Raw genomic sequence first — 21,458 nt, forward strand, 5'->3', positions numbered from 1 at the left:
TCCTTTATGAGTATTGTTTTTGATAATAATCTTTGTACGCTCCTGAAGTAACATTTTGTAGCCATTCTTGATTATCCAAATACCAATTTATAGTTTTTTCTAATCCTTCTTCAAAAGTCACTGAAGGTTTCCAGTTTAATTCTTTATTAATTTTCGAAGCATCAATAGCGTAACGCAAATCATGACCTGGCCTATCTTTTACATATGTAATTAATCCTTCAGAAGTACCTTCTACTCGTCCTAATTTAACATCCATTATTTTACATAGTAACTTAACCAAATCTATATTTTTCCATTCATTAAACCCGCCAATATTATATGTTTCATGATTTTTACCTTCATGAAAAACTAAATCTATCGCAATTGCATGATCTTCCACAAAAAGCCAATCCCGCGTGTAATTTCCATCTCCATAAACAGGTAATGACTTATTATTTATAATATTATTAATAAAAAGAGGAATAAGTTTTTCAGGAAAGTGATAGGATCCGTAATTGTTCGAACAGTTAGTCAAAACATATGGAAGTCCGTAGGTTTCTCCGTATGCTCTAACAAAATGGTCAGAACTGGCTTTTGAAGCAGAATAAGGTGAGTTTGGATCATAAGACGTGGACTCTGTAAACAATCCCTCAGGTCCAAGTGAACCATACACTTCATCCGTGCTTATGTGATAAAATCTTTTCCCTTCAAAATTATTTTTCCATTGGCTTTTTACTGCATTTAACAAATTCATTGTTCCAATAACATTAGTTTTAACAAATGCTAGCGGATCCTCAATAGAACGGTCTACATGAGATTCTGCAGCTAAATGCAAAACTCCATCAAATTTATGCTGACCAAAAAGTTCGTTAATAAATCTTTCATCAACAATATCTCCTTTTACAAAAGTATAGTTTGATTTATTCTCAATATCTTTTATATTTTCCAAATTACCTGCATATGTCAATGCATCCAAATTGAAAATTTGATATTCTGGATATTTATTTACAAAACGTCTAACTACATGAGAACCAATAAATCCAGCGCCGCCAGTAATAAGTATTTTTTTCATTTGTAATATTTAATTTAAGAGCTCCGAATTCTGTTTTTCCAATTCACTGTAAATATCTTTTACATCTTGTGAATTTTCTTTTTGCAAAATTAAATTAGCGGTTTCTGTATAAACAAAAATAGTATTTTTTAAGCCCAAAAAGGTTGTATGCTTATTGCATCCAATAACCATATTACCATTTGAATCGGTTGAATGTCCTTTTGAATTTAAATAATCATATACTGATTCGAATGAGCCTAAATCTGACCATGAGAAAGAAGCAGGAACAACTTTAATCTTTTTACTTCGTTCCATTACAGCATAATCAATACTTATAGACGGGATTTTCATTGATAAATCTAAATCCAAAAAACCGTTTTTATTTTCTTCCCATACTTTTTTTGATTTCTCATAAACATCAGGTTGAAATTTCTTCAACTCTTCTAAAAGAACACTTGCTTTAAAGCAAAACATTCCACTATTCCATAAGAAGTTCCCTTTTGCAATAAACTCTTTAGCAGTTGTTTCATTGGGCTTTTCGCGAAAAGAAATCACATCATCACCTTCTGCTTCAATATAACCATAACCTGTTTCGGGTTTCGTTGGAATGACTCCAAAAGTTACAATAAATCCTTCAGTCGCTTTTGATACGGCTTCATTTATTGCTTTATTATAGTTCTCCATTTGATCTATAATATGATCAGAAGGAGTAATTACCAAAATATCATCAGGTTCAGATGCAAAAGCCGCAAAAGCTATTGCTGCAGCCGTATTTCTAGGTGTGGCCTCAATAATATTCACATAAGAAGTACTTGTTTTTTCCATTACGTTTCCACTTAGCTGATAATTATCAACATTTCCCACAACCATAACTTTGTTTACGAGATGACTATTTCTTTCAACAGTCATTTCAAACAAAGATTTTCCTTCGAATATTTCAAGATATTGTTTTGGCCTACTTTTACGAGAAAGTGGCCAAAGTCTACTTCCAACTCCTCCCGTAAGGATTACGTGCGTTATCGTTTTATCTGAACTCATATATTTTTAAATAAAAAAGGAAATCTAAAGTCTATTGTCTGCCAAAGATCCTAAAACTCCTTTTACATCATAAATTAAACTTTTTTCTTTTTGCAAACTTGAAAAATCTATTTGAAGAAACTCTGAATGAGCTACTCCTAATACTAATGCATCAAATTCTTTTTCAGGCAGAGAATTAATAGTCTCCAGCTTATATTCTTTATTAACTTCATCATTATTAGCTAAAGGATCAAAAATAGTAACCACTATTCCGTAATCTTTTAATGCTTTTATAACATCCACAATTTTTGTATTTCTAACGTCTGGGCAATTTTCTTTGAAAGTAATACCAAGCATTAACAACTCAGCTCCATTAACCGAAATACCTTTTTTTATCATTAACTTCACTATTTGTGAAGCTACATATTCGCCCATGCTATCGTTTAAACGTCTTCCTGCCAAAATTATTTCAGGGTGATACCCAAATTCTTGTGCTCTTTGTGCTAAGTAGTACGGATCCACACCAATACAATGTCCGCCGACAAGACCTGGTTTAAATGGCAAAAAATTCCATTTTGTAGATGCCGCTGTTAATACTTCCTGAGTATCGATATTCATTAAATTGAAGATCTTAGCTAATTCGTTAACAAAAGCGATATTAATATCTCGCTGAGAGTTCTCAATAACTTTTGCTGCTTCCGCTACTTTTATTGTTGGAGCTAAATGGGTTCCAGCAGTAATTACAGACTTATATAAAGCATCAACTTTTAAACCTATTTCTGGTGTTGAGCCTGATGTTACTTTTAGAATTTTTTCAACTGTATGCTCTTTATCACCAGGGTTAATCCTTTCTGGCGAATATCCTGCGAAAAAATCTTCATTAAATTTCAATCCTGAAACCTGCTCTAGAACCGGTACACATTGTTCTTCTGTCACTCCAGGATAAACCGTAGATTCGTAAATAACTACATCTCCTTTTTTTAAAACTTTACCAACGGTTTCACTAGATTTATAAAGAGGCGTTAAATCTGGCCTATTATTTTTGTCTACTGGTGTAGGGACTGTGACTATATAATAGTTACAGTCAGCAATATCATTTATAGAGGTAGTACAATATAACCCTTTTTCATTTGGTTTATCTACTAAAACACTATGTAAAACATCATCCTCTACTTCTAAAGTAGTGTCTATTCCTGATTTCAGAGAACTAACGCGCGATTCATTTATATCGAACCCAATTACAGAATATTTTGTTGCAAACAGTCGAGCCAATGGCAAACCGACATAACCCAAACCAATAACTGCAATTTTAATATTTTTTTCTAGCTCCATCTTCTTAATTTCTTTAGGCTTTTAAAAATTCACGGCTTCGCCGTTCCAAGTCACAATATCTGACTCAGATGCCTAAATTAATCATTTTCGCGCAAATATAGTATAATAACTCTAGTTAATCAATACGGTTTCCCGTAATACGTAAAAACAAATTGTTAATAAAAAAACGCTTACCCACAATGTGTTATTAATCAGGCTGTAAATAATTACTTTATAAAAAAAACAGAAGAAAAAAATCTAAAAAAAGACTTCTCTTCTGTTAACTTTTTATTGGATAACGCTGTTATTTATATTTTATTTTCAAGACGCACCCTAAAGCTTCAAGCACCAACACATAATAATTATTAGAAACTTCCTGAACAATTGCATCTTGATTGACAAACGCACCGGACTCTAATTTAATTTTATCTCCAACCTGAATACTCGAAACTGAAACATCCTTTAGATTTGGAGATTTTAAACTTGCTCTAATAATTTCAATTTCTTGATTTTTTACAATTGCCGGCTTTCCTAACCAAAACAAATACCTAACTACTCCTTGTGCTTGAAAAACTAAATTACGATCCGAATCAGGTAACTGCACAAAAACGTAGGAATTAAAAAGAGGCGTTTCAATTTTCTTCTTGCGATCTGACCACTGCTTTATTTGAGTAATCAATGGGCAATAGCATTCGATTCCAAGCTGGCTAAGCTTATCTGCTACTTTCTTTTCCCATTTCGGTTTTGTATAAACAACGTACCAATTCATTTTCTTTTTATTTAGGATGAAGCAACATATCCCACTCCATTTTAACTCTACAAATACAAAACCAATTTATGCCCCAATACCATTATAAACGAACCCGATTGATTCTAATTGTTTGGCATTTAAAATATTTCTTCCATCAAAGATAAAAGCTGGCTTATGCATAGAATCGTAAATTCTTTTCCAATCATAAGTTGTAAACTCATCCCATTCGGTTAAGATTGCAATCGCATGTGCGTCTTTACATGCATCGTAAGCATTATCAAAAACACTTAACGCATCAAGATTATTTTTATTTTCTCTCGTTTCCAAATAATCTAAGTCACTTAGCATTTTAGTTTTAGAAACCTTCGGATCAAAAACTGATATTTTAGCCTGTTCATTTATTAAATCATCAGCAACATAAATTGCTGCAGACTCTCTTGTATCATTTGTGTCTTTTTTAAAAGCCCAGCCCAAGAAAGTAATTTTTTTATCGGCAACTGTATTATATAAAGTCTGAACAATTTTATTTGAAAATCTTCTTTTTTGATGATCATTCATAATAATAACTTGCTCCCAATAATCTGCAACCTCATTTAATCCATACGATTTTGCTATATATACTAAATTCAGTATGTCTTTTTGGAAACAAGAACCGCCAAATCCGACTGAAGCTTTCAAAAATTTAGGGCCAATTCTACTATCCATACCGATCGCTTTAGCCACTTCATTTACGTTTGCGCCAGTTTTCTCGCAAAGTTCTGACATCGCGTTTATTGAAGAAATACGTTGTGCTAAAAATGCATTTGCGGTTAGTTTAGATAATTCAGACGACCAAACATTTGTTGTCAAAATTCGATCTTTGCTTACCCAATTCGAATAAACTTCTACTAAGGAATTAATTGCCTCTTCCCCTTCTTGGGTTGTATCTCCACCAATCAAAATTCGATCAGGGTTTAACAAATCTGCAACCGCAGTTCCTTCTGCTAAAAACTCTGGATTAGATAAAATTTGAAATTGAACACCATTTCCTGTATTATCCAATATACTTTTAATGGCCTCAGCAGTTCTCACTGGCAAAGTCGACTTCTCGACTACAATTTTATTTTGTTTTGCAACCCTTGCAATTTGTCTAGCACATAATTCGATATATTTTAAATCTGCTGCCATTCCTTTTCCTTTCCCATAAGTCTTGGTAGGTGTATTTACAGAAATAAATATCATTTGAGCTTCATCTATTGCTTTATCAACATCAGTAGAAAAAAACAAATTCCTGCCCCTTGCTTCTGCTACAATTTCAGAAAGTCCAGGTTCATATATTGGAATATTTTCAGGATTCGGATCATTCCAATCTGCTATTCTTTGTTCATTTAAATCAACAACCGTAACCTGAATATGAGGACATTTTTGAGCAATCACTGCCATTGTTGGCCCTCCAACATATCCTGCACCAATGCAGCAAATTTTTGTAATTTTCATTTGATCTATTTTATCTTGATCTTAAATTTATTTTAAATTATTCCAATACCACTCAACAGCTTCTTTTAATCCGTCTTGCAAAGAATACTTTGGATTATAACCGAGATTTCTTTTTGCTTTTTCGATACTTGCTAGAGAATGCGGAATGTCTCCTCCTCGATTTTCGCCATAAATAACTGGAACATCCTTTATTTTTGGATCAAAGTCTGATAAATATTCTTTTAAATATCCAACTAAGTCATTTAAAGTATTTCTGTCTCCAAATGCAGTATTATAAATAGTATTAATTGCTTCTAAATTTTGACAAGTCATAGCCAACTCATTCATTTGAATAACATTGTCTATATATGTAAAATCACGAGAATAATTTCCATCTCCATTAATTATCGGGCTTTCATGGTTCATAAATTGCTTTACAAACTTTGGAATTACAGCTGCATAAGCTCCATTAGGATCTTGCTTTCTTCCAAAAACATTAAAATAACGAAGCCCAATTGTTTCTAATCCATATGTCTTGCTAAAAATTTCAGCATAAAGTTCATTCACATATTTTGTAATTGCATAAGGAGACAATGGTTTTCCAATAACATCCTCTACTTTTGGCAATCCTTGAGAATCTCCATAAGTAGAGGAACTTGCAGCATAAACAAATCGTTTTACTTTAGCATCGCGTGCTGCTGTAAGCATATTTAAAAAACCCGAAACATTTACATCATTTGTCGTAATTGGATCTTTTATCGATCTAGGAACAGAACCTAAAGCTGCTTGATGTAAAACATAATCTACTCCTTCAACAGCTAAATTACAATCAGGTAAATTCCGGATATCACCTTCAATTAACTTAAAATCAGGATTGTTTAAAAATTCTTTTAAATTATAATGATGGCCTGTAGAAAAATTATCTAAACAAACGACTTTATGGCCTAAGCTTAAAAAATACTCAGTCAAATTTGAACCTATAAATCCAGCTCCTCCAGTAATCAAAATTGTATTCTTTACCCTGATTTCCATTTGTCAAAGTTTATTTTTGTCTAATTCGATTTAAAAATGTTTTCCAAAATCCATCTTTAGCTTCCTCCTCATGATAACCATTCGAATAAGCTCCGTAGCCGTAACCGTATCCATAACCACTACCGTATTTTGCTTTATTTTCATAACCATTTAACACAATACTTACGTTGCTCAACTCTCCACGTTTAAGTCTAGTATTCAACAACGTTATCATATCTTTCTTAGTATAATTTTGTCTTACAATATACAATATTACATCTGCAAACTGAACTAATTCTAATGAATCTGCCACTAAACCAACTGGCGGAGTATCCAAAACTATATAATCATATTTTTGCTTCAATTCATCAATCAATTCTTTCATTGCATCACTTAAAATTAACTCAGAAGGATTTGGAGGAATTGGCCCTGAAAGTATTACATCTAAATTAGGAATTGGTGTCTGATTCGTAATTTCTTCTAAATTATTTTGTCTTATTAAATAGTTGACAACTCCTAGAGATGATTTTAATTGAAATTCATCTGCTAATCTTGGTTTTCTTAAATCCAAACCAACTATTACTGTTTTTTTCTCGCTTAAAGCAAAAACTGTTGCAATATTTATAGAACAGAATGTTTTCCCTTCTCCACTAATTGAAGAAGTAATCATTAAAGTTTTTGATCCGTCAACTTTTTGTTTTTTATATAAAAACTGAAGTGAAGAACGTAAGCCCCTAAATGATTCTGAAAGAGCAGATTTTGGTTTATCAAAAACCGCTAAGCTTCCTGAGTCTTTATTAATACCAATTACTCCGAGCAATGGTATTTGAGTTAGCTTACTAATATCATCACCATTCTGAATTGAATTATTAATAAAGAAGATTAACAATACAAATAAGAAAGGAATTAAAATTCCTAAGAACAAAGCCATTACATAGTTTACAGAAGTCTTAGGTCCAATTAAACCTCCACCAATATCTTTTGCAGGATCAATAAAATGAATATCTGATAGATTAGATGCTCTTACAATTTCTGCTTCATTTCTCTTTTGAAGGAACTCTGTATAGATATTGTCATTCAAATCATATTTTCTTTTAATCTTCAGTAATTCTTGTTGTTCAGCAGGAAGTTTTTTAACAGTACTTTCTGCTTGTCCAATTTTGGCATTTAACAAAGACAAATCATAAACTAAAGAAGACTTTGCAGTAGCAATATTCTCTTGAAGAACATTTTTTACTGCCGCCATTTGATTGTCAAAATCTTTAAATATTTTTTCACTCTTTACAGCATAAGCCATTTCAGATCTCTGAGTAGAAAGAGCAATAAGCCTACCTACATTGGCAATAATATTTGGATCTTCGATTCCTGCTACAGAAGGGGCAGGTAATCTAGAATAATCAACGCTACTATTTAGATATGCTTTTAAAGAGTTATAATAAGCAATTTTTCTAGCTACTTGATCCTTTTCAGCATCAAAGCTCATTATTTTCTCTGAAACTTTAGAACCTCCGTCTTCTATTTCGTAAATATTTTTGTCTTTTTGAAAAGACTTTAATTCGTTACCTGTCTCCTTAAGCTGAGATTCCATTGCAACAAGAGTACTATCTATGAATCTAATAGTGTTTGTTGCAAATTGGTTTTTACCATCTAATTGCAATTTCATAAGCATCCTTACAGTAGCATTCAGATAGTCAACCATTCTTGCTTTATTTGTTCCTTGCATTGACAAAGTCAACAACGACCCCGCACTTCTTCCAGCATCTACGTTTATACCTTTATATTGAGAAACAGTTCCATCAAAATCATTAAACTTTACAAAGTATTCTTTACCTTTATAAAAACCTGGATTATTTACTATTTGAAGCTTCCAATCTAAAAATGGAAGACTAACACGTTCTCCTACTTTGTATTTTTTAATAAAAGTTGTAGGCTGTACTGACGTATTGCTATAAGAATTATTACTATAAGTAATTAACGAAACAGAATTAACTTCAAATGGTATCTGAATTTGATACTCATTTTCACTTAAAAATTTTATATTAATTAATGTATTTGCAAGCTGTCCCTTTGTTTTGTCAATGTCGACATAAAATGGTACCGCGCCATAAGAATCAATTAAATTGTATTTCCCCTGCTCTAAATAATTAATATAAAATTGAAGTTTATCTACGACTAGCTCATTATGAGATCTCGATTGCAAAATCGTAGAAATACCATTTACCTGATCCGAAACTCCTCCCCAATTGAATACCAAACTGGTATTTGATGTAAAAAAAGGATTACTTTCTTCTTTAATAGAAATCATGGTTTGCATTCCGTAAATTTTTTCTTTACGAATATTTATCTGGTAAGCAATAGTGAATGTAATAATCAAACTTATAAGAAACCATTTCCAGTAACTTACAATTTTCAACAGAAAGCCTTTAAAATCAAAATGAGAATGATTTTCAAAAATGGCGAAATCTTTAATGTCTAACATTTTAAAAAATCTATTTTTACTTTATAATTAAATAAACTGTTGTTGCCAAAGACAATAATGTGATTATTGTTCCTATTGATTGTATGCCCGTTTGCCCTGTTCCCCATGTTTTTTGTCTCAACGGTTTTACATAGATATAATCATTAGGCTGTAAATAGTAATATGGTGATTTCATTACGTTCACATCTGTAAGATCAATGTCATGCATTTGAACTCCTGTTGGAGTCTGACGAATTATGGTTACCTCTTTCCTATTACCAACCGTAGTAATATCTCCTGAATTTGCAACAGCTTCCAAAATGGTTACATTGTCTTTAAATAGCGTTTTTGTCCCTGTGCTTCCAACTTCACCATTAATAGTATACCTAAAACCAGCTAGCTTAACTGTAACAAAAATATTGGCTTCACTTTTAAAATATTCTTCCAGTAATTTTTTCTCAATTTTAACACGCACTTCTTCAAGGGTATATCCGATTACATTAATTTCTCCCAGAATTGGCATCCTAATATTTCCATGATCATCAACTGTAAATCCATCAAAGTAAAGTCCAGATTCTGTCTTTGATGTTTGACCACTTTGATTATCTGATGTATTAAAAATAGAAACCAGCTTTGGGTCAATCGCTTTTATATTAACACTTAAAACATCATGCACTTGCAACCTATATGGTTTTGATTCTACTGCTACAATCGCTGCTTGTTCTCCTGAATCATTTTTATCCTGAAGGTAAACCAAATCTTTGATAGGAATACATGAGGTAAATAATATTGAAATTAATAAGAATAGAAAAAAACTGTTTTTTGTCATTCGTTCAATTTTATGGCAAGTATCGATTTCGCTTATTGTTTAGAAAAATCTAACTTTTATTTGGGGTTTAGTTAATTGTTTTTAAATGTTTTTTCAAAAGGAACTCTATGCAAGATACTTCGTCCAAGTGTTATTTCGTCTGCATATTCTAATTCATCTCCAACCGATATTCCTCTCGCAATTGTCGAAATTATAATCTCAGAATCTGCAATTTGTTTATAGATATAAAAATTCGTTGTATCTCCTTCCATAGTTGAGCTTAACGCAAAAATAATCTCGGCTACATTTCCAGATTTTACTTTTGTTACTAAACTAGAAATATTTAACTGATTGGGGCCAACCCCTTCAATAGGTGAAATTTTCCCTCCAAGCACATGATATATTCCTCTAAATTGTCCAGTATTTTCTATCGCCATAACATCTCTAATATCTTCTACAATACATATTGTTTCATGATTTCTAACTGGATTAGCGCAAATCTCGCACATTTTAGTATCAGAAATATTATGGCAACTTTCACAAAACTTAATATCCTCACGCATTTTCAATAATGCTTGAGACAAAAAAGCTGTTTGTTCTTTAGGTTGCTTTAACAAATGGAGAACTAATCGAAGTGCCGTACGCTTACCTATACCAGGTAATTGGGACATTTCGTTTACCGCTTTTTCAATTAATTTCGATGAAAATTCCATGACGACAAAAGTAATACTTTTAATGGTTTAGCCTACATTACGATCATTAAATTCAAGACTCCATAAATATTGAAAAATCACTATCAGAAAAAACTTTAAAATATTTTTTAATATTGACTTGTAGCTAATAAAACCAGTGTACAAGCCACTTCAACTTGAATATCATTTAACTCCAATAATTGATACAATTCTGGATTTTCAGTTCCTGGATTAAAAATCACACGTTTAGGATGTGCCTCAATAATATAATTGTAATAGTCTCTTTGACGAGCAGGATTTAAGTATAAAGTAATAGTATCAATATTTTTAACCGGTATGGCTTTAGTTTGAATTTTTACTCCAGCAACTTCTCCAGCTTTTTGTCCGATTGCTAAAACAGAATGTCCTTTTCCTACCAGCATATTTACTGCTCTATTAGAATAACGTTCCGAATTTGTAGATGCTCCTATAACTAATGTTTTTTTATTTTTCATTGTTTTTGTTTAGACTGCAAAAGTAATCAAAAAGAACGATTAAACTTTATGTCTTTGATTCAGAATAAATAGCAATAAAAACAATATTATAACATAATTCCACATAAAAACATCAAAAAATAATTACATTTACTTCAACCAACCAATACAATATGGAATTATTTATTTACTTATTTGCTGCCTTGTTCTCAGTGCTAAACCCAATTGGAACTGTACCTATTTTTGTCGGATTAACACAACACGACTCTCAAAAAGAAAGATCCCGAATCTCTCTTTGGACCGCAATCAATGTTTTCATTATACTATTGGTTTCTTATTTCATTGGCCAATATGTTTTAACTTTTTTCGGAATCAGCATAGACGCCTTAAGAATTGCGGGCGGAATTGTAATTGTAAATTCTGGTTTTTCTTTACTTTCTGGAAAATTCAACAAGAAACGAGGAATCAATAAAAAAATTGAAAATGAAGCGCAACACAGAAATGATATCGCATTAACACCTTTAGCAATACCAATGCTTGCTGGCCCTGGATCGATGTCTCTTTTAATTGCTTTTTATCAAGAACATCATGAAATAAACGAAATTATAATTTCGTCATTGGCGATTCTTGCAATTGCTATAGCGATTTTTGCTATTTTAAAAAGCGCTCACTATCTAGCTAGAATTTTAGGAGCATCCGGAATTGTTGCTATTTCAAGAATTGTTGGTTTTATCGTTATTTCTATCGGAATTCAATACATAGTAAGTGCTATAGTAAATATTATAAAAGGAAATTTTTAACTCCAAAATATTCTTAAAAAGAAAGGGATAAAATCAAGTATGATTTTATCCCTTTCTTTTTATTAGATCTTTATTTTAACTTTTCGGCAAGAAAACTTCAGCCATCATACATCTTGCGCTTCCTCCCCCACAAGCTTCAATTGTATCAAGGCTTGAGCTTAAGATTTCTGCATGATTTTCCAATTGAGCAATCTGTTTTGGAGTTAAGCTCTGGTACGCAGAAGCACTCATAACAATATATCTCTTATCGTCTTTTCCGCGAACTTCTAACATATTTCCTGCAAAATTATTCACTTGGTCTTCTGTTATTAAAATAACTTCCTTTTGATTTTGTTTAAGATTATCCAAAACCATTTTTCGTTCTTTCTTATCATCGATAGAATCTGCACAAATAACAGCAAAAGTTTCACCTAAACACATCATTACATTAGTATGATAAATTAGTTTACGCTCGCCATCAACCGTTTGAAAAGCTTCAAAAATAACAGGAGCATAATCAAAATCTTCACAGAACTCTATAAACAATTCTTCGTCTGCTCTTGGAGATAATGCGCAATATGCTTTTCCATTAGCTCTATCTAATAACAAACTCCCCGTTCCTTCTAAGAAAATGCCATCTTCTTCTGCTGAAGTATAATCCATGATATTAGCAATTTCGAATCCTTTTTCTTCCAAAGTATCCAAAATATCTTCACGACGTTCTTGGCGACGATTTTCAGCAAACATCGGATAAAGTGCTACATCTCCATTTTCATGAAATGAAACCCAATTGTTTGGAAAAATACTATCAGGAGTATCAGTCTCTAAATTGTCATCAACAACAGTAACATCTACTCCGACTGCCCTCAATTTTTCAACAAAAGCATCAAATTCCTGTTGTGCTTTAGCATTAACGGTACTTGGTAAAAGTCCATCTAATACTTTTTGATAATAATTATTTACAGCCGTCTGTTCATTCATCCTGAATGCAACTGGGCGAATCATTACTATTGCGTTTGTTGTTTGTCTCATTTTTTATATTTTTTTGTTTCACGTTTCAAGCTTCAGGTTTCACGTCTTGCAAAAATTTGAAATCTGAAACTTGAAACAAAAAACTAATTTTAGTCTCTAATTAATGGAAGCGTTGAACATCTCAACAAACCTTCTTGCTTTGAAATTTCAGCATATGGAATTTCTTCAACAGTAAAACCATTTTCACGAAGCCAATTATTCAATCTCGTAAAATTCTTTTCAGAAACTACCACATTTTCATCAATTGAAAATACATTCGAAAACATATTATACATTTCGTTTCTTTCAATATGAAATAGATTTTCTTTTCCGAAAAGCTTCACTAAATAAAGATAATCTGCCTCCTCTCGAAAACCTCTTTTATAAATAATACCTTTATTTTTTCCAACAGGCTGAAAACAACAATCTAAATGCAGCGCATTATCTCTTGCTTCCAATTTAGATTTTACCAAATCAAATTCTTTTACAATCTTATTAGGAAATAACGATTTGATATAATTCACACCATGCATATTGGTTCTTGCTGTAATGTAGTCTTTATAATCACTTCCTTTATAAGTTCCAATAAAAATATGATCATTCCAAAGCATCACATCTCCTCCTTCGATATGAACTTCTTCCGGAGGGCGAACTACTTTTAATGGATCTATCTGATCAATTACATATTGAATAGCATCTAATTCGCGCTCTCTATCTGGAAGAATATTCGATTTCACAAAGACATCATCAATTACGAAACCAATATCTCTTGCAAAAATCTGATTGTAGTTTTCAATCATTTCTGGACGATAAACTGTAACATCATATTTCTGAAAAACAGCATTAAAAGCATCCATTTCAGCAACCATATCTTTTTCTAACGGATAAGTTCCCGCCTTAATATGTTCCAATGATTTAGGATCATAAGCCTCTTCTATAGTTGGAGTTGGTCCATTATGAACAGCAGAACCCAGAACTACAGCACGAAGTCGAGACGTTTCGTTCTTTACATTTAATTGCAACATAACTTTATTGTATTTTGAGCAAATATAAAAAAAGCTTCACAGTTAAGTGAAGCTTTCGTTTTTTATTTATTAGACTTAAACTCTCGTAAAGGATGTCCTGTATAAATTTGTCTTGGTCTTCCAATTGGTTCTTTATTTTCACGCATTTCTTTCCATTGCGCAATCCAACCTGGCAATCTTCCAATTGCAAACATAACAGTAAACATATCCGTTGGAATTCCTAAAGCTCTGTAGATAATTCCAGAGTAGAAATCAACGTTTGGATATAAGTTTCTTGCTTTGAAGTATTCATCTTCAAGAGCAGCTTTTTCTAATTTTCTTGCGATATCTAAAATCGGATCTTCAACACCTAAAGTCTCTAATACTTCTGTTGCTGCTTTTTTGATAATTTTAGCTCTTGGATCAAAGTTTTTATAAACTCTGTGTCCGAATCCCATTAAACGGAAAGGATCATTTTTGTCTTTTGCTTTTGCTAAGAATTTATCTGTATCTCCGCCATCTTTATTAATTTCTTCAAGCATTTCAAGTACAGCTTGGTTTGCTCCACCGTGAAGTGGCCCCCATAAAGCAGAAACTCCTGCAGAAACTGAAGCAAATAAACCTGCGTGAGAAGAACCTACCATTCTAACAGTAGATGTAGAACAGTTTTGCTCATGATCTGCGTGAAGAATAAATAATTTATCTAAAGCATTTACGATTACTGGATTTGCAGCATAAGGACCAGTAGGCAATTTAAACATTAATTGCATAAAGCTTTCTACATATCCTTTTGTATTATCGTAGTAGTTTAAAGGATAACCCATAGATTTTCTATAAGTCCATGTAGCAATTACAAGAAACTTTGCCATTGTTTTACAAATAGCCTCGTACATTTCTTTTTCATTATCAACATTAACTGCTTTAGGGTTAAATGCCGTTAAAGCACTAGTTAAAGCAGATAACACTCCCATTGGGTGAGCCGTTTTAGGAAAACCGTCAATGATATTTTTCATTTCTTCGTTTACCAAAGAATGCTTTTTGATACCATTTTCAAAATCTTCTAATTGTGAAGCTGTAGGCAATTCACCAAAAATTAAAAGATAAGATACTTCTAAGAAATTAGCTTTTTCTGCAAGATCTTCGATTGAATATCCTCTGTAACGTAAAATTCCTTCTTCTCCATCTAGGAAAGTGATTTCGCTTGTACAAGACCCTGAATTTTTATAACCTGGATCAAGTGTAATAAAGCCTGTTAAATCACGTAATTTGTTAATATCGATAGCTGATTCGTTTTCGCTTCCTGTGATTACTGGAAGCTCAATCTTTTTACCATCTATTTCTAATGTAGCTATTTTTGACATAATATACTGGAAATAATTCTTTAAATAATAATTTATCAAATCTAATGAATTTAAGACTAATTAAAAAAAGAATACTGCTATGAATTTGTTAAAACTCCAAAAAAAAACCATTCATTAAAAAATGAATGGTTTATCTTAATATATCTCTTATGATTATTTAATCTTGAAAGCATTTAAACCTGGGAAATAAGCAGTGCTTCCTAATTCTTCTTCAATTCTTAATAATTGATTGTATTTTGCCATACGATCTGAACGAGAAGCAGAACCAGTTTTAATTTGACCACAGTTTAAAGCTACAGCTAAATCTGCAATTGTATTATCCTCAGTTTCTCCAGAACGGTGAGACATTACAGATGTGTAACCAGCGTTTTTCGCCATGTTTACAGCTGCAATAGTTTCAGTTAAAGTTCCAATTTGGTTTACTTTTACCAAGATAGAGTTAGCAATTCCTTTTTGGATTCCTGTAGACAAACGCTCAACATTAGTAACAAACAAATCATCACCAACTAATTGCACTTTGTCACCAATTTTTTCAGTCAAATATTTCCATCCATTCCAATCATCTTCGTACATACCATCTTCGATAGAAATAATTGGATATTTAGCAGCAAGTTCAGCTAAGTAATCAGCCTGCTCCTCAGAAGTTCTGATTTTTCCAGTTTCACCTTCAAATTTAGTATAATCGTATTTACCGTTTACATAAAATTCAGAAGCAGCACAGTCAAGAGCGATCATAATTTCATCTCCGAAAGAATAACCTGCTTTTTCAACAGCCAATTTAATTGTATCTAACGCATCTTCAGTACCACCAGCTAAATTTGGAGCAAAACCACCTTCGTCACCTACAGCAGTACTCAAACCTCTATCGTGTAAAACCTTTTTCAAACTGTGGAAAATTTCAGTTCCCATTTGCATAGAATGCGTAAAAGAAGTTGCTTTTACTGGGAAAATCATAAACTCTTGGAAAGCGATAGGTGCATCAGAGTGAGAACCACCGTTGATGATATTCATCATTGGAACTGGTAATGTATTGGCAGAAACACCACCTACGTATCTGTATAATGGCAAACCAAGTTCGTTAGCAGCAGCTTTTGCAGCAGCTAAAGAAACTCCTAAAATAGCATTAGCTCCTAATTTAGATTTATTTGGAGTCCCATCTAAATCAATCATTAATTGGTCGATTGTGTTTTGTTCGAAAACAGAAGTTCCAACTAATTCTTCAGCAATAACAGTATTTACATTGTTCACTGCATTCAAAACACCTTTACCTAGATAAGCTTTACCTCCATCACGTAATTCAACAGCTTCGTGTTCTCCAGTTGATGCTCCAGATGGAACAGCAGCTCTACCTAAAACTCCATTTTCAGTTACTACATCTACTTCAATAGTAGGATTACCTCTAGAATCAAGAATTTGTCTTGCGTGAACTTTAATTATAATACTCATTATTTTTGTTTTTTATTAATAAATTATATATTTTTTTCGAAAGTATAAAAATATTTAATACTATAAACGCATTCTAGTTATTAAACACCTTTATTTATTAACTACATCGTTTTAGACTTTGCTGCTTTTAATATTCTCTACAAATTGGTCAAACAAATATGACGAATCATGCGGTCCTGGACTAGCCTCTGGGTGATATTGAACTGAAAAACAATTTTTATTCTTCATTCTCATTCCTGCAACAGTACCATCATTCAAGTGAACATGCGTAATTTCTAATTCTGGATGATTTTCCAATTGCTCTCTCTTAACAGCAAAACCGTGGTTTTGAGATGTTATTTCACCTTTACCTGTAAGGATGTTTTTTACTGGATGGTTAATTCCTCTGTGTCCATTAAACATCTTATAAGTTTCAACACCATTAGCCAAACCAATTACTTGATGCCCTAAACAGATTCCGAACAATGGCTTATTATCTGCCAAAATCTCCTTAGCAACCTGAATTGCTCCAAACAACGGATCCGGATCTCCAGGTCCATTTGACAAGAAGTATCCATCAGGATTAAACTCAGACATATCTTTATAAGTTGAATCAAACGGATACACTTTAATGTAACAATCTCTTTTAGCAAGATTTCTCAAAATATTCTTTTTGATACCAAGATCTAAAGCTGATATTTTATAAGTAGCGTTTTCGTCACCAAAGAAATATGGCTCTTTAGTTGAAACTTTAGAAGCTAACTCTAAACCTTCCATGTTTGGAACATTTGCCAACTCCTTTTTCAAATCTTCGATTGAAGTTCCATCTGTACAAATTACTGCATTCATAGCACCATTATCTCGAATGTAGCTTACAAGTGCACGCGTATCAACATCAGAAATACAGATTAAATTTTGTTTAGCAAAATAATCCTCTAAACTTCCCGAAGCATTTTCTCTAGAATAATTAAAACTAAAGTTTTTACAAACTAAACCGGCAATTTTAATACTATCAGATTCAACTTCAGAATCATTAACACCATAGTTTCCGATATGTGTATTTGTAGCAACCATTATTTGCCCAAAATAAGAAGGATCAGTGAAAATTTCCTGATACCCTGTCATCCCTGTGTTAAAACAAACTTCACCAAAAGTTTTACCGCTAATTCCGATAGATTTTCCGTGAAAGATTGTTCCGTCACTAAGTAATAAAATGGCGCTTTGTCGTGTTGTGTATTTCATTATTTAATTTGTATTGTTTTTTAATCAAGTTATAAAACCAAAAGATAGGTTTTAAGTGTAATTAGAATTTTGCAAATTTACTTCTTTAAAATAGCCCTTCCAAGATTTTTTAAAACTTTCATCCGTAAAAATAAAACCTATCATTTTAAATAAGTTACATTTTTATGGTTTCAAAAAAATCAAAAAAAAAGGATAAACTAAAAATTAGTTTATCCTTGATTTCTATAGAATGATCACTTTCATAATTATTCAGAAGCTTCAGTAGTCGTTTCTGTTTCAGCAGCAGGAGCTTCTGGAGCAGCAGTTTCAGCTTTTTTAGCTTTACCACCACGACGGCTTTTCGCTTTTTTAACTTCTTTTTTACCTCCGTTGTAAAGTTCATTGAAGTCAACAAGTTCGATCATCGCCATATCAGCGTTATCTCCCAAACGATTTCCAACTTTAATGATACGAGTGTATCCACCTGGACGGTCTCCAACTTTAGCAGCCACATCTCTGAACAAGTCAGTTACAGCATATTTGCTACGTAAGTATGAAAAAACAATACGACGGTTGTGAGTCGTATCCTCTTTTGATTTTGTGATTAAAGGCTCAACAAATTGTTTAAGCGCTTTAGCTTTAGCAACAGTAGTGTTAATACGTTTGTGCTCAATAAGAGAACAAGCCATATTAGCCAACATAGCTTTTCTATGTCCAGTCTGTCTGCTTAAGTGGTTGAATTTTTTTCCGTGTCTCATGACGTGTTTTTTTTATCTTCATCTTGCTACAATCCGCTATGGAGAGCAAAATATGAAGTAAATTATTCTTTATCTAATTTGTATTTAGCTAAATCCATTCCGAAAGTTAAATTCTTCACTGCAACAAGTTCATCAAGCTCAGTTAAAGATTTTTTACCAAAATTACGGAATTTCATTAGGTCATTTTTATTGAACGATACTAAATCACCAAGTGTATCAACTTCAGCCGCTTTCAAGCAATTTAATGCTCTCACAGATAAATCCATATCAACAAGCTTAGTTTTAAGCAATTGTCTCATATGCAATGACTCTTCATCATACGATTCTGTTTGTGCAATTTCGTCAGCCTCAAGTGTAATTCTTTCATCAGAAAACAACATGAAATGGTGAATTAAAACTTTAGCAGCTTCAGTAAGAGCATCTTTTGGATTAATAGATCCATCAGTTTTAATTTCAAAAACTAATTTTTCGTAATCTGTTTTTTGCTCTACACGGAAATTTTCGATTGCATATTTTACATTTTTTACCGGAGTAAAAATAGAATCTGTAAAAATTGTTCCAATTGCAGCATTCTGTTTTTTGTTCTCTTCAGCAGGAACGTATCCTCTACCTTTCTCGATTGTTAAATCGAAGTTCAATTTGATTTTAGAATCTAAATTACAGATAACAAGGTCTGGATTCAAAACTTGAAAACCTGAGATAAATTTTTGAAAATCACCTGCTGTTAATTGATCTTTACCAGAAACAGAAATAGTAACTGATTCATTATCGATATCTTCAATCTGACGTTTAAAACGTACTTGTTTTAGATTAAGGATAATTTCGGTAACATCCTCAACAACACCTGAAATAGTAGAAAACTCATGATCTACACCTTCGATACGAACAGATGTAATTGCATAACCTTCTAACGCTGAAAGCAAAACTCTTCTAAGTGCATTACCAACTGTCAATCCGTAACCAGGTTCTAAAGGTCTAAACTCAAATTTACCTTCAAAATCGGTTGAATCGATCATGATAACTTTATCGGGCTTTTGAAAATTAAATATTGCCATAAATTTCGACTAAGTCAATTATTATTTGTTGTACAACTCTACGATTAATTGTTCTTTAATGTTTTCTGGAATTTGAAGTCTCGCAGGTACAGAAACAAAAGTTCCTTCTTTAAGATCATTATTCCAAGTAATCCATTCATAAACATGACTTGAATTTGATAAAGAACGTTCGATAGCTTCTAAAGATTTAGATTTTTCACGAACTGCAACTTTATCACCAGGCTTAAGGTGGTAAGAAGGAATATTAACAACCTCTCCATTTACAGTAATGTGTCTGTGAGAAACGATTTGACGCGCACCTCTTCTAGATGGAGCAATTCCCATTCTAAAAACAACATTATCCAATCTTGCTTCGCATAATTGTAATAAAACTTCACCAGTTACTCCTTTAGTCGCTGATGCTTTTTCGAATAAATTTCTGAATTGTTTTTCTAAAATTCCATAAGAATATTTAGCTTTTTGCTTTTCCATTAACTGAACAGCGTACTCAGATTTTTTTCCTCTTTTTTTAGCCATCCCGTGTTGTCCAGGTGGGTAATTTCTTTTTTCGAAAGATTTATCATCTCCGAAGATTGCCTCGCCAAATTTACGAGCGATTTTGGTTTTAGGACCAGTATATCTTGCCATTTTAAAAAAAAATTTAAGGTAGAAATTATGAATTCAGGTCTAATCCTTCGATAATCTATGTTCTACCTTGTTTATACTATAAAAATAAAAAATTAAACTCTACGTCTTTTTGGAGGACGACATCCGTTGTGTGGCATTGGAGTAACATCGATAATCTCTGTAACTTCAATTCCACCGTTATGAATAGAACGGATAGCAGACTCACGTCCGTTACCTGGTCCTTTTACATAAACTTTCACTTTTTTAAGTCCTGCCTCAAGTGCTACTTTAGCGCAATCTTCTGCTGCCATTTGAGCTGCATAAGGAGTGTTCTTTTTAGAACCTCTGAAACCCATTTTACCAGCTGAAGACCAAGAGATAACTTCACCTTTCTTATTAGTCAAAGAAATAATAATGTTATTAAAAGTGGCAGAAATATGAGCCTCACCCGTTGATTCAACGATAACTTTACGTTTTTTTGCAGTTGCTTTAGCCATATTACTTATTATTTAGTTGCTTTTTTCTTGTTAGCAACAGTTTTTCTTTTACCTTTTCTTGTTCTTGAGTTGTTTTTAGTTCTTTGCCCTCTTAATGGAAGACCAGATCTATGACGAATACCTCTGTAACATCCGATATCCATTAAACGCTTAATGTTTAAAGATATTTCAGAACGTAATTCTCCTTCAATTTTGTAAAATGAAACAGCTTCACGAATTGCTCCGATTTCATCATCATTCCAATCTTGAACTTTTTTATCTTGGCTAACTTGAGCTTTTTCCAAAATCTCGATAGCTCTACTTTTTCCTAATCCGAAGATGTAGGTAAGTGCAATAACACCTCTTTTGTTTTTTGGGATATCTACCCCTGCTATTCTTGCCATAATTATCCTTGTCTTTGTTTAAATCTAGGATTCTTTTTGTTTATTACGTACAGTCTCCCTTTTCTACGCACGATAATGCACTCGGCACTTCTCTTTTTTACTGATGCTCTAACTTTCATAGTGAATATCCTTTAATATCGATAAGTAATTCTTGCTTTTGACAAATCGTATGGACTCATTTCTAGTTTCACTTTATCACCAGGTAATAATTTGATGTAATGCATACGCATTTTTCCAGAAATATGAGCAATTACGATATGTCCATTTTCTAACTCTACACGGAACATCGCATTTGATAATGCTTCAATGATTGATCCGTCTTGTTCTATTGCTGATTGTTTTGCCATAAATA

General features: G+C 32.5%; 23 protein-coding genes. 1 reads left to right on the forward strand and 22 read right to left on the reverse strand.

Annotated features, from left to right (window positions below):
* Window positions 1–4 precede the first annotated feature (4 nt).
* From rfbB to NCC77_RS21745, 10 genes are all read right to left on the reverse strand, one after another.
* Window positions 5–1,051 (reverse strand): dTDP-glucose 4,6-dehydratase, encoded by a 1,047-nt coding sequence (rfbB, locus tag NCC77_RS21700; RefSeq protein WP_250837452.1) that lies wholly within the window; start codon window positions 1,049–1,051, stop codon window positions 5–7.
* A gap of 9 nt (window positions 1,052–1,060) precedes the next feature.
* Window positions 1,061–2,068 carry a mannose-1-phosphate guanylyltransferase gene (locus tag NCC77_RS21705; protein ID WP_250837453.1) on the reverse strand — a complete coding sequence of 336 codons (1,008 nt, stop codon included), beginning with the start codon at window positions 2,066–2,068 and terminating at the stop codon, window positions 1,061–1,063.
* A gap of 24 nt (window positions 2,069–2,092) precedes the next feature.
* Entirely contained in the window at window positions 2,093–3,379 is a 1,287-nt protein-coding gene (locus NCC77_RS21710) for a nucleotide sugar dehydrogenase (protein ID WP_250837454.1), read from the reverse strand.
* A 283-nt stretch (window positions 3,380–3,662) separates the two neighbouring features.
* Complete coding sequence (locus NCC77_RS21715) at window positions 3,663–4,127, reverse strand: UpxY family transcription antiterminator (protein WP_250837455.1); 465 nt, start codon at window positions 4,125–4,127, stop codon at window positions 3,663–3,665.
* A 66-nt stretch (window positions 4,128–4,193) separates the two neighbouring features.
* On the reverse strand, window positions 4,194–5,585 hold the full coding sequence (locus NCC77_RS21720) for a UDP-glucose 6-dehydrogenase (protein WP_250837456.1): 1,392 nt from the start codon (window positions 5,583–5,585) through the stop codon (window positions 4,194–4,196).
* Window positions 5,586–5,612: 27 nt separating this feature from the next.
* Window positions 5,613–6,596 (reverse strand): SDR family oxidoreductase, encoded by a 984-nt coding sequence (locus tag NCC77_RS21725; protein WP_250837457.1) that lies wholly within the window; start codon window positions 6,594–6,596, stop codon window positions 5,613–5,615.
* Window positions 6,597–6,606: 10 nt separating this feature from the next.
* Window positions 6,607–9,054, reverse strand: a complete 2,448-nt coding sequence (locus NCC77_RS21730; protein ID WP_250837458.1) for a polysaccharide biosynthesis tyrosine autokinase — start codon at window positions 9,052–9,054, stop codon at window positions 6,607–6,609.
* 16 nt (window positions 9,055–9,070) lie between these two features.
* Window positions 9,071–9,862 carry a polysaccharide biosynthesis/export family protein gene (locus NCC77_RS21735; RefSeq protein ID WP_250837459.1) on the reverse strand — a complete coding sequence of 264 codons (792 nt, stop codon included), beginning with the start codon at window positions 9,860–9,862 and terminating at the stop codon, window positions 9,071–9,073.
* A 71-nt stretch (window positions 9,863–9,933) separates the two neighbouring features.
* Complete coding sequence (gene recR / locus NCC77_RS21740; protein WP_250837460.1) at window positions 9,934–10,554, reverse strand: recombination mediator RecR; 621 nt, start codon at window positions 10,552–10,554, stop codon at window positions 9,934–9,936.
* A gap of 107 nt (window positions 10,555–10,661) precedes the next feature.
* Window positions 10,662–11,027 (reverse strand): CoA-binding protein, encoded by a 366-nt coding sequence (locus NCC77_RS21745; RefSeq protein ID WP_250837461.1) that lies wholly within the window; start codon window positions 11,025–11,027, stop codon window positions 10,662–10,664.
* Between the two features lie 152 nt (window positions 11,028–11,179).
* Between NCC77_RS21745 and NCC77_RS21750 the strand changes: the two genes are divergently transcribed.
* Entirely contained in the window at window positions 11,180–11,806 is a 627-nt protein-coding gene (locus NCC77_RS21750; protein ID WP_250837462.1) for a MarC family NAAT transporter, read from the forward strand.
* 75 nt (window positions 11,807–11,881) lie between these two features.
* Here the strand turns inward: NCC77_RS21750 and ctlX are convergent, their stop codons facing one another.
* The 12 genes from ctlX to infA form a co-directional block, all read right to left on the reverse strand.
* Entirely contained in the window at window positions 11,882–12,817 is a 936-nt protein-coding gene (gene ctlX / locus NCC77_RS21755; RefSeq protein ID WP_250837463.1) for a citrulline utilization hydrolase CtlX, read from the reverse strand.
* An 89-nt stretch (window positions 12,818–12,906) separates the two neighbouring features.
* Window positions 12,907–13,821: a dimethylarginine dimethylaminohydrolase family protein gene (locus NCC77_RS21760; protein WP_250837464.1), complete on the reverse strand. Its 915-nt coding sequence runs from the start codon at window positions 13,819–13,821 to the stop codon at window positions 12,907–12,909.
* Window positions 13,822–13,883: 62 nt separating this feature from the next.
* Window positions 13,884–15,161 carry a citrate synthase gene (locus NCC77_RS21765; RefSeq protein ID WP_095931490.1) on the reverse strand — a complete coding sequence of 426 codons (1,278 nt, stop codon included), beginning with the start codon at window positions 15,159–15,161 and terminating at the stop codon, window positions 13,884–13,886.
* Between the two features lie 153 nt (window positions 15,162–15,314).
* Window positions 15,315–16,607, reverse strand: coding sequence for a phosphopyruvate hydratase (gene eno, locus NCC77_RS21770; RefSeq protein WP_095931491.1), 1,293 nt, complete (start codon window positions 16,605–16,607; stop codon window positions 15,315–15,317).
* Between the two features lie 111 nt (window positions 16,608–16,718).
* Window positions 16,719–17,828 (reverse strand): glutamine-hydrolyzing carbamoyl-phosphate synthase small subunit, encoded by a 1,110-nt coding sequence (gene carA, locus NCC77_RS21775; RefSeq protein WP_250837465.1) that lies wholly within the window; start codon window positions 17,826–17,828, stop codon window positions 16,719–16,721.
* A 245-nt stretch (window positions 17,829–18,073) separates the two neighbouring features.
* Entirely contained in the window at window positions 18,074–18,565 is a 492-nt protein-coding gene (gene rplQ, locus NCC77_RS21780) for a 50S ribosomal protein L17 (protein ID WP_250837466.1), read from the reverse strand.
* 62 nt (window positions 18,566–18,627) lie between these two features.
* On the reverse strand, window positions 18,628–19,620 hold the full coding sequence (locus tag NCC77_RS21785) for a DNA-directed RNA polymerase subunit alpha (protein WP_008464329.1): 993 nt from the start codon (window positions 19,618–19,620) through the stop codon (window positions 18,628–18,630).
* Window positions 19,621–19,641: 21 nt separating this feature from the next.
* Window positions 19,642–20,247 (reverse strand): 30S ribosomal protein S4, encoded by a 606-nt coding sequence (gene rpsD / locus NCC77_RS21790; protein ID WP_008464326.1) that lies wholly within the window; start codon window positions 20,245–20,247, stop codon window positions 19,642–19,644.
* Between the two features lie 92 nt (window positions 20,248–20,339).
* Window positions 20,340–20,723 carry a 30S ribosomal protein S11 gene (rpsK, locus tag NCC77_RS21795; RefSeq protein WP_026727866.1) on the reverse strand — a complete coding sequence of 128 codons (384 nt, stop codon included), beginning with the start codon at window positions 20,721–20,723 and terminating at the stop codon, window positions 20,340–20,342.
* An 8-nt stretch (window positions 20,724–20,731) separates the two neighbouring features.
* Window positions 20,732–21,106 (reverse strand): 30S ribosomal protein S13, encoded by a 375-nt coding sequence (gene rpsM / locus NCC77_RS21800; protein ID WP_008464322.1) that lies wholly within the window; start codon window positions 21,104–21,106, stop codon window positions 20,732–20,734.
* 2 nt (window positions 21,107–21,108) lie between these two features.
* Window positions 21,109–21,225 (reverse strand): type B 50S ribosomal protein L36, encoded by a 117-nt coding sequence (gene ykgO / locus NCC77_RS21805; RefSeq protein WP_002987490.1) that lies wholly within the window; start codon window positions 21,223–21,225, stop codon window positions 21,109–21,111.
* Between the two features lie 12 nt (window positions 21,226–21,237).
* Entirely contained in the window at window positions 21,238–21,453 is a 216-nt protein-coding gene (gene infA / locus NCC77_RS21810) for a translation initiation factor IF-1 (protein WP_007136545.1), read from the reverse strand.
* Window positions 21,454–21,458 lie beyond the last annotated feature (5 nt).

Origin of the sequence: Flavobacterium tyrosinilyticum (assembly GCF_023656565.1) — a bacterium.
GTDB classification, from domain to species: Bacteria; Bacteroidota; Bacteroidia; order Flavobacteriales; family Flavobacteriaceae; genus Flavobacterium; species Flavobacterium tyrosinilyticum.

Bases quoted from the DNA above. Each gene is read 5' to 3' on its own strand.
- rfbB (WP_250837452.1), bottom strand. From the start codon at position 1,051: ATGAAAAAAATACTTATTACTGGCGGCGCTGGATTTATTGGTTCTCAT.
- NCC77_RS21705 (WP_250837453.1), bottom strand. From the start codon at position 2,068: ATGAGTTCAGATAAAACGATAACGCACGTAATCCTTACGGGAGGAGTT.
- NCC77_RS21710 (WP_250837454.1), bottom strand. From the start codon at position 3,379: ATGGAGCTAGAAAAAAATATTAAAATTGCAGTTATTGGTTTGGGTTAT.
- NCC77_RS21715 (WP_250837455.1), bottom strand. From the start codon at position 4,127: ATGAATTGGTACGTTGTTTATACAAAACCGAAATGGGAAAAGAAAGTA.
- NCC77_RS21720 (WP_250837456.1), bottom strand. From the start codon at position 5,585: ATGAAAATTACAAAAATTTGCTGCATTGGTGCAGGATATGTTGGAGGG.
- NCC77_RS21725 (WP_250837457.1), bottom strand. From the start codon at position 6,596: ATGGAAATCAGGGTAAAGAATACAATTTTGATTACTGGAGGAGCTGGA.
- NCC77_RS21730 (WP_250837458.1), bottom strand. From the start codon at position 9,054: ATGTTAGACATTAAAGATTTCGCCATTTTTGAAAATCATTCTCATTTT.
- NCC77_RS21735 (WP_250837459.1), bottom strand. From the start codon at position 9,862: ATGACAAAAAACAGTTTTTTTCTATTCTTATTAATTTCAATATTATTT.
- recR (WP_250837460.1), bottom strand. From the start codon at position 10,554: ATGGAATTTTCATCGAAATTAATTGAAAAAGCGGTAAACGAAATGTCC.
- NCC77_RS21745 (WP_250837461.1), bottom strand. From the start codon at position 11,027: ATGAAAAATAAAAAAACATTAGTTATAGGAGCATCTACAAATTCGGAA.
- NCC77_RS21750 (WP_250837462.1), top strand. From the start codon at position 11,180: ATGGAATTATTTATTTACTTATTTGCTGCCTTGTTCTCAGTGCTAAAC.
- ctlX (WP_250837463.1), bottom strand. From the start codon at position 12,817: ATGAGACAAACAACAAACGCAATAGTAATGATTCGCCCAGTTGCATTC.
- NCC77_RS21760 (WP_250837464.1), bottom strand. From the start codon at position 13,821: ATGTTGCAATTAAATGTAAAGAACGAAACGTCTCGACTTCGTGCTGTA.
- NCC77_RS21765 (WP_095931490.1), bottom strand. From the start codon at position 15,161: ATGTCAAAAATAGCTACATTAGAAATAGATGGTAAAAAGATTGAGCTT.
- eno (WP_095931491.1), bottom strand. From the start codon at position 16,607: ATGAGTATTATAATTAAAGTTCACGCAAGACAAATTCTTGATTCTAGA.
- carA (WP_250837465.1), bottom strand. From the start codon at position 17,828: ATGAAATACACAACACGACAAAGCGCCATTTTATTACTTAGTGACGGA.
- rplQ (WP_250837466.1), bottom strand. From the start codon at position 18,565: ATGAGACACGGAAAAAAATTCAACCACTTAAGCAGACAGACTGGACAT.
- NCC77_RS21785 (WP_008464329.1), bottom strand. From the start codon at position 19,620: ATGGCAATATTTAATTTTCAAAAGCCCGATAAAGTTATCATGATCGAT.
- rpsD (WP_008464326.1), bottom strand. From the start codon at position 20,247: ATGGCAAGATATACTGGTCCTAAAACCAAAATCGCTCGTAAATTTGGC.
- rpsK (WP_026727866.1), bottom strand. From the start codon at position 20,723: ATGGCTAAAGCAACTGCAAAAAAACGTAAAGTTATCGTTGAATCAACG.
- rpsM (WP_008464322.1), bottom strand. From the start codon at position 21,106: ATGGCAAGAATAGCAGGGGTAGATATCCCAAAAAACAAAAGAGGTGTT.
- ykgO (WP_002987490.1), bottom strand. From the start codon at position 21,225: ATGAAAGTTAGAGCATCAGTAAAAAAGAGAAGTGCCGAGTGCATTATC.
- infA (WP_007136545.1), bottom strand. From the start codon at position 21,453: ATGGCAAAACAATCAGCAATAGAACAAGACGGATCAATCATTGAAGCA.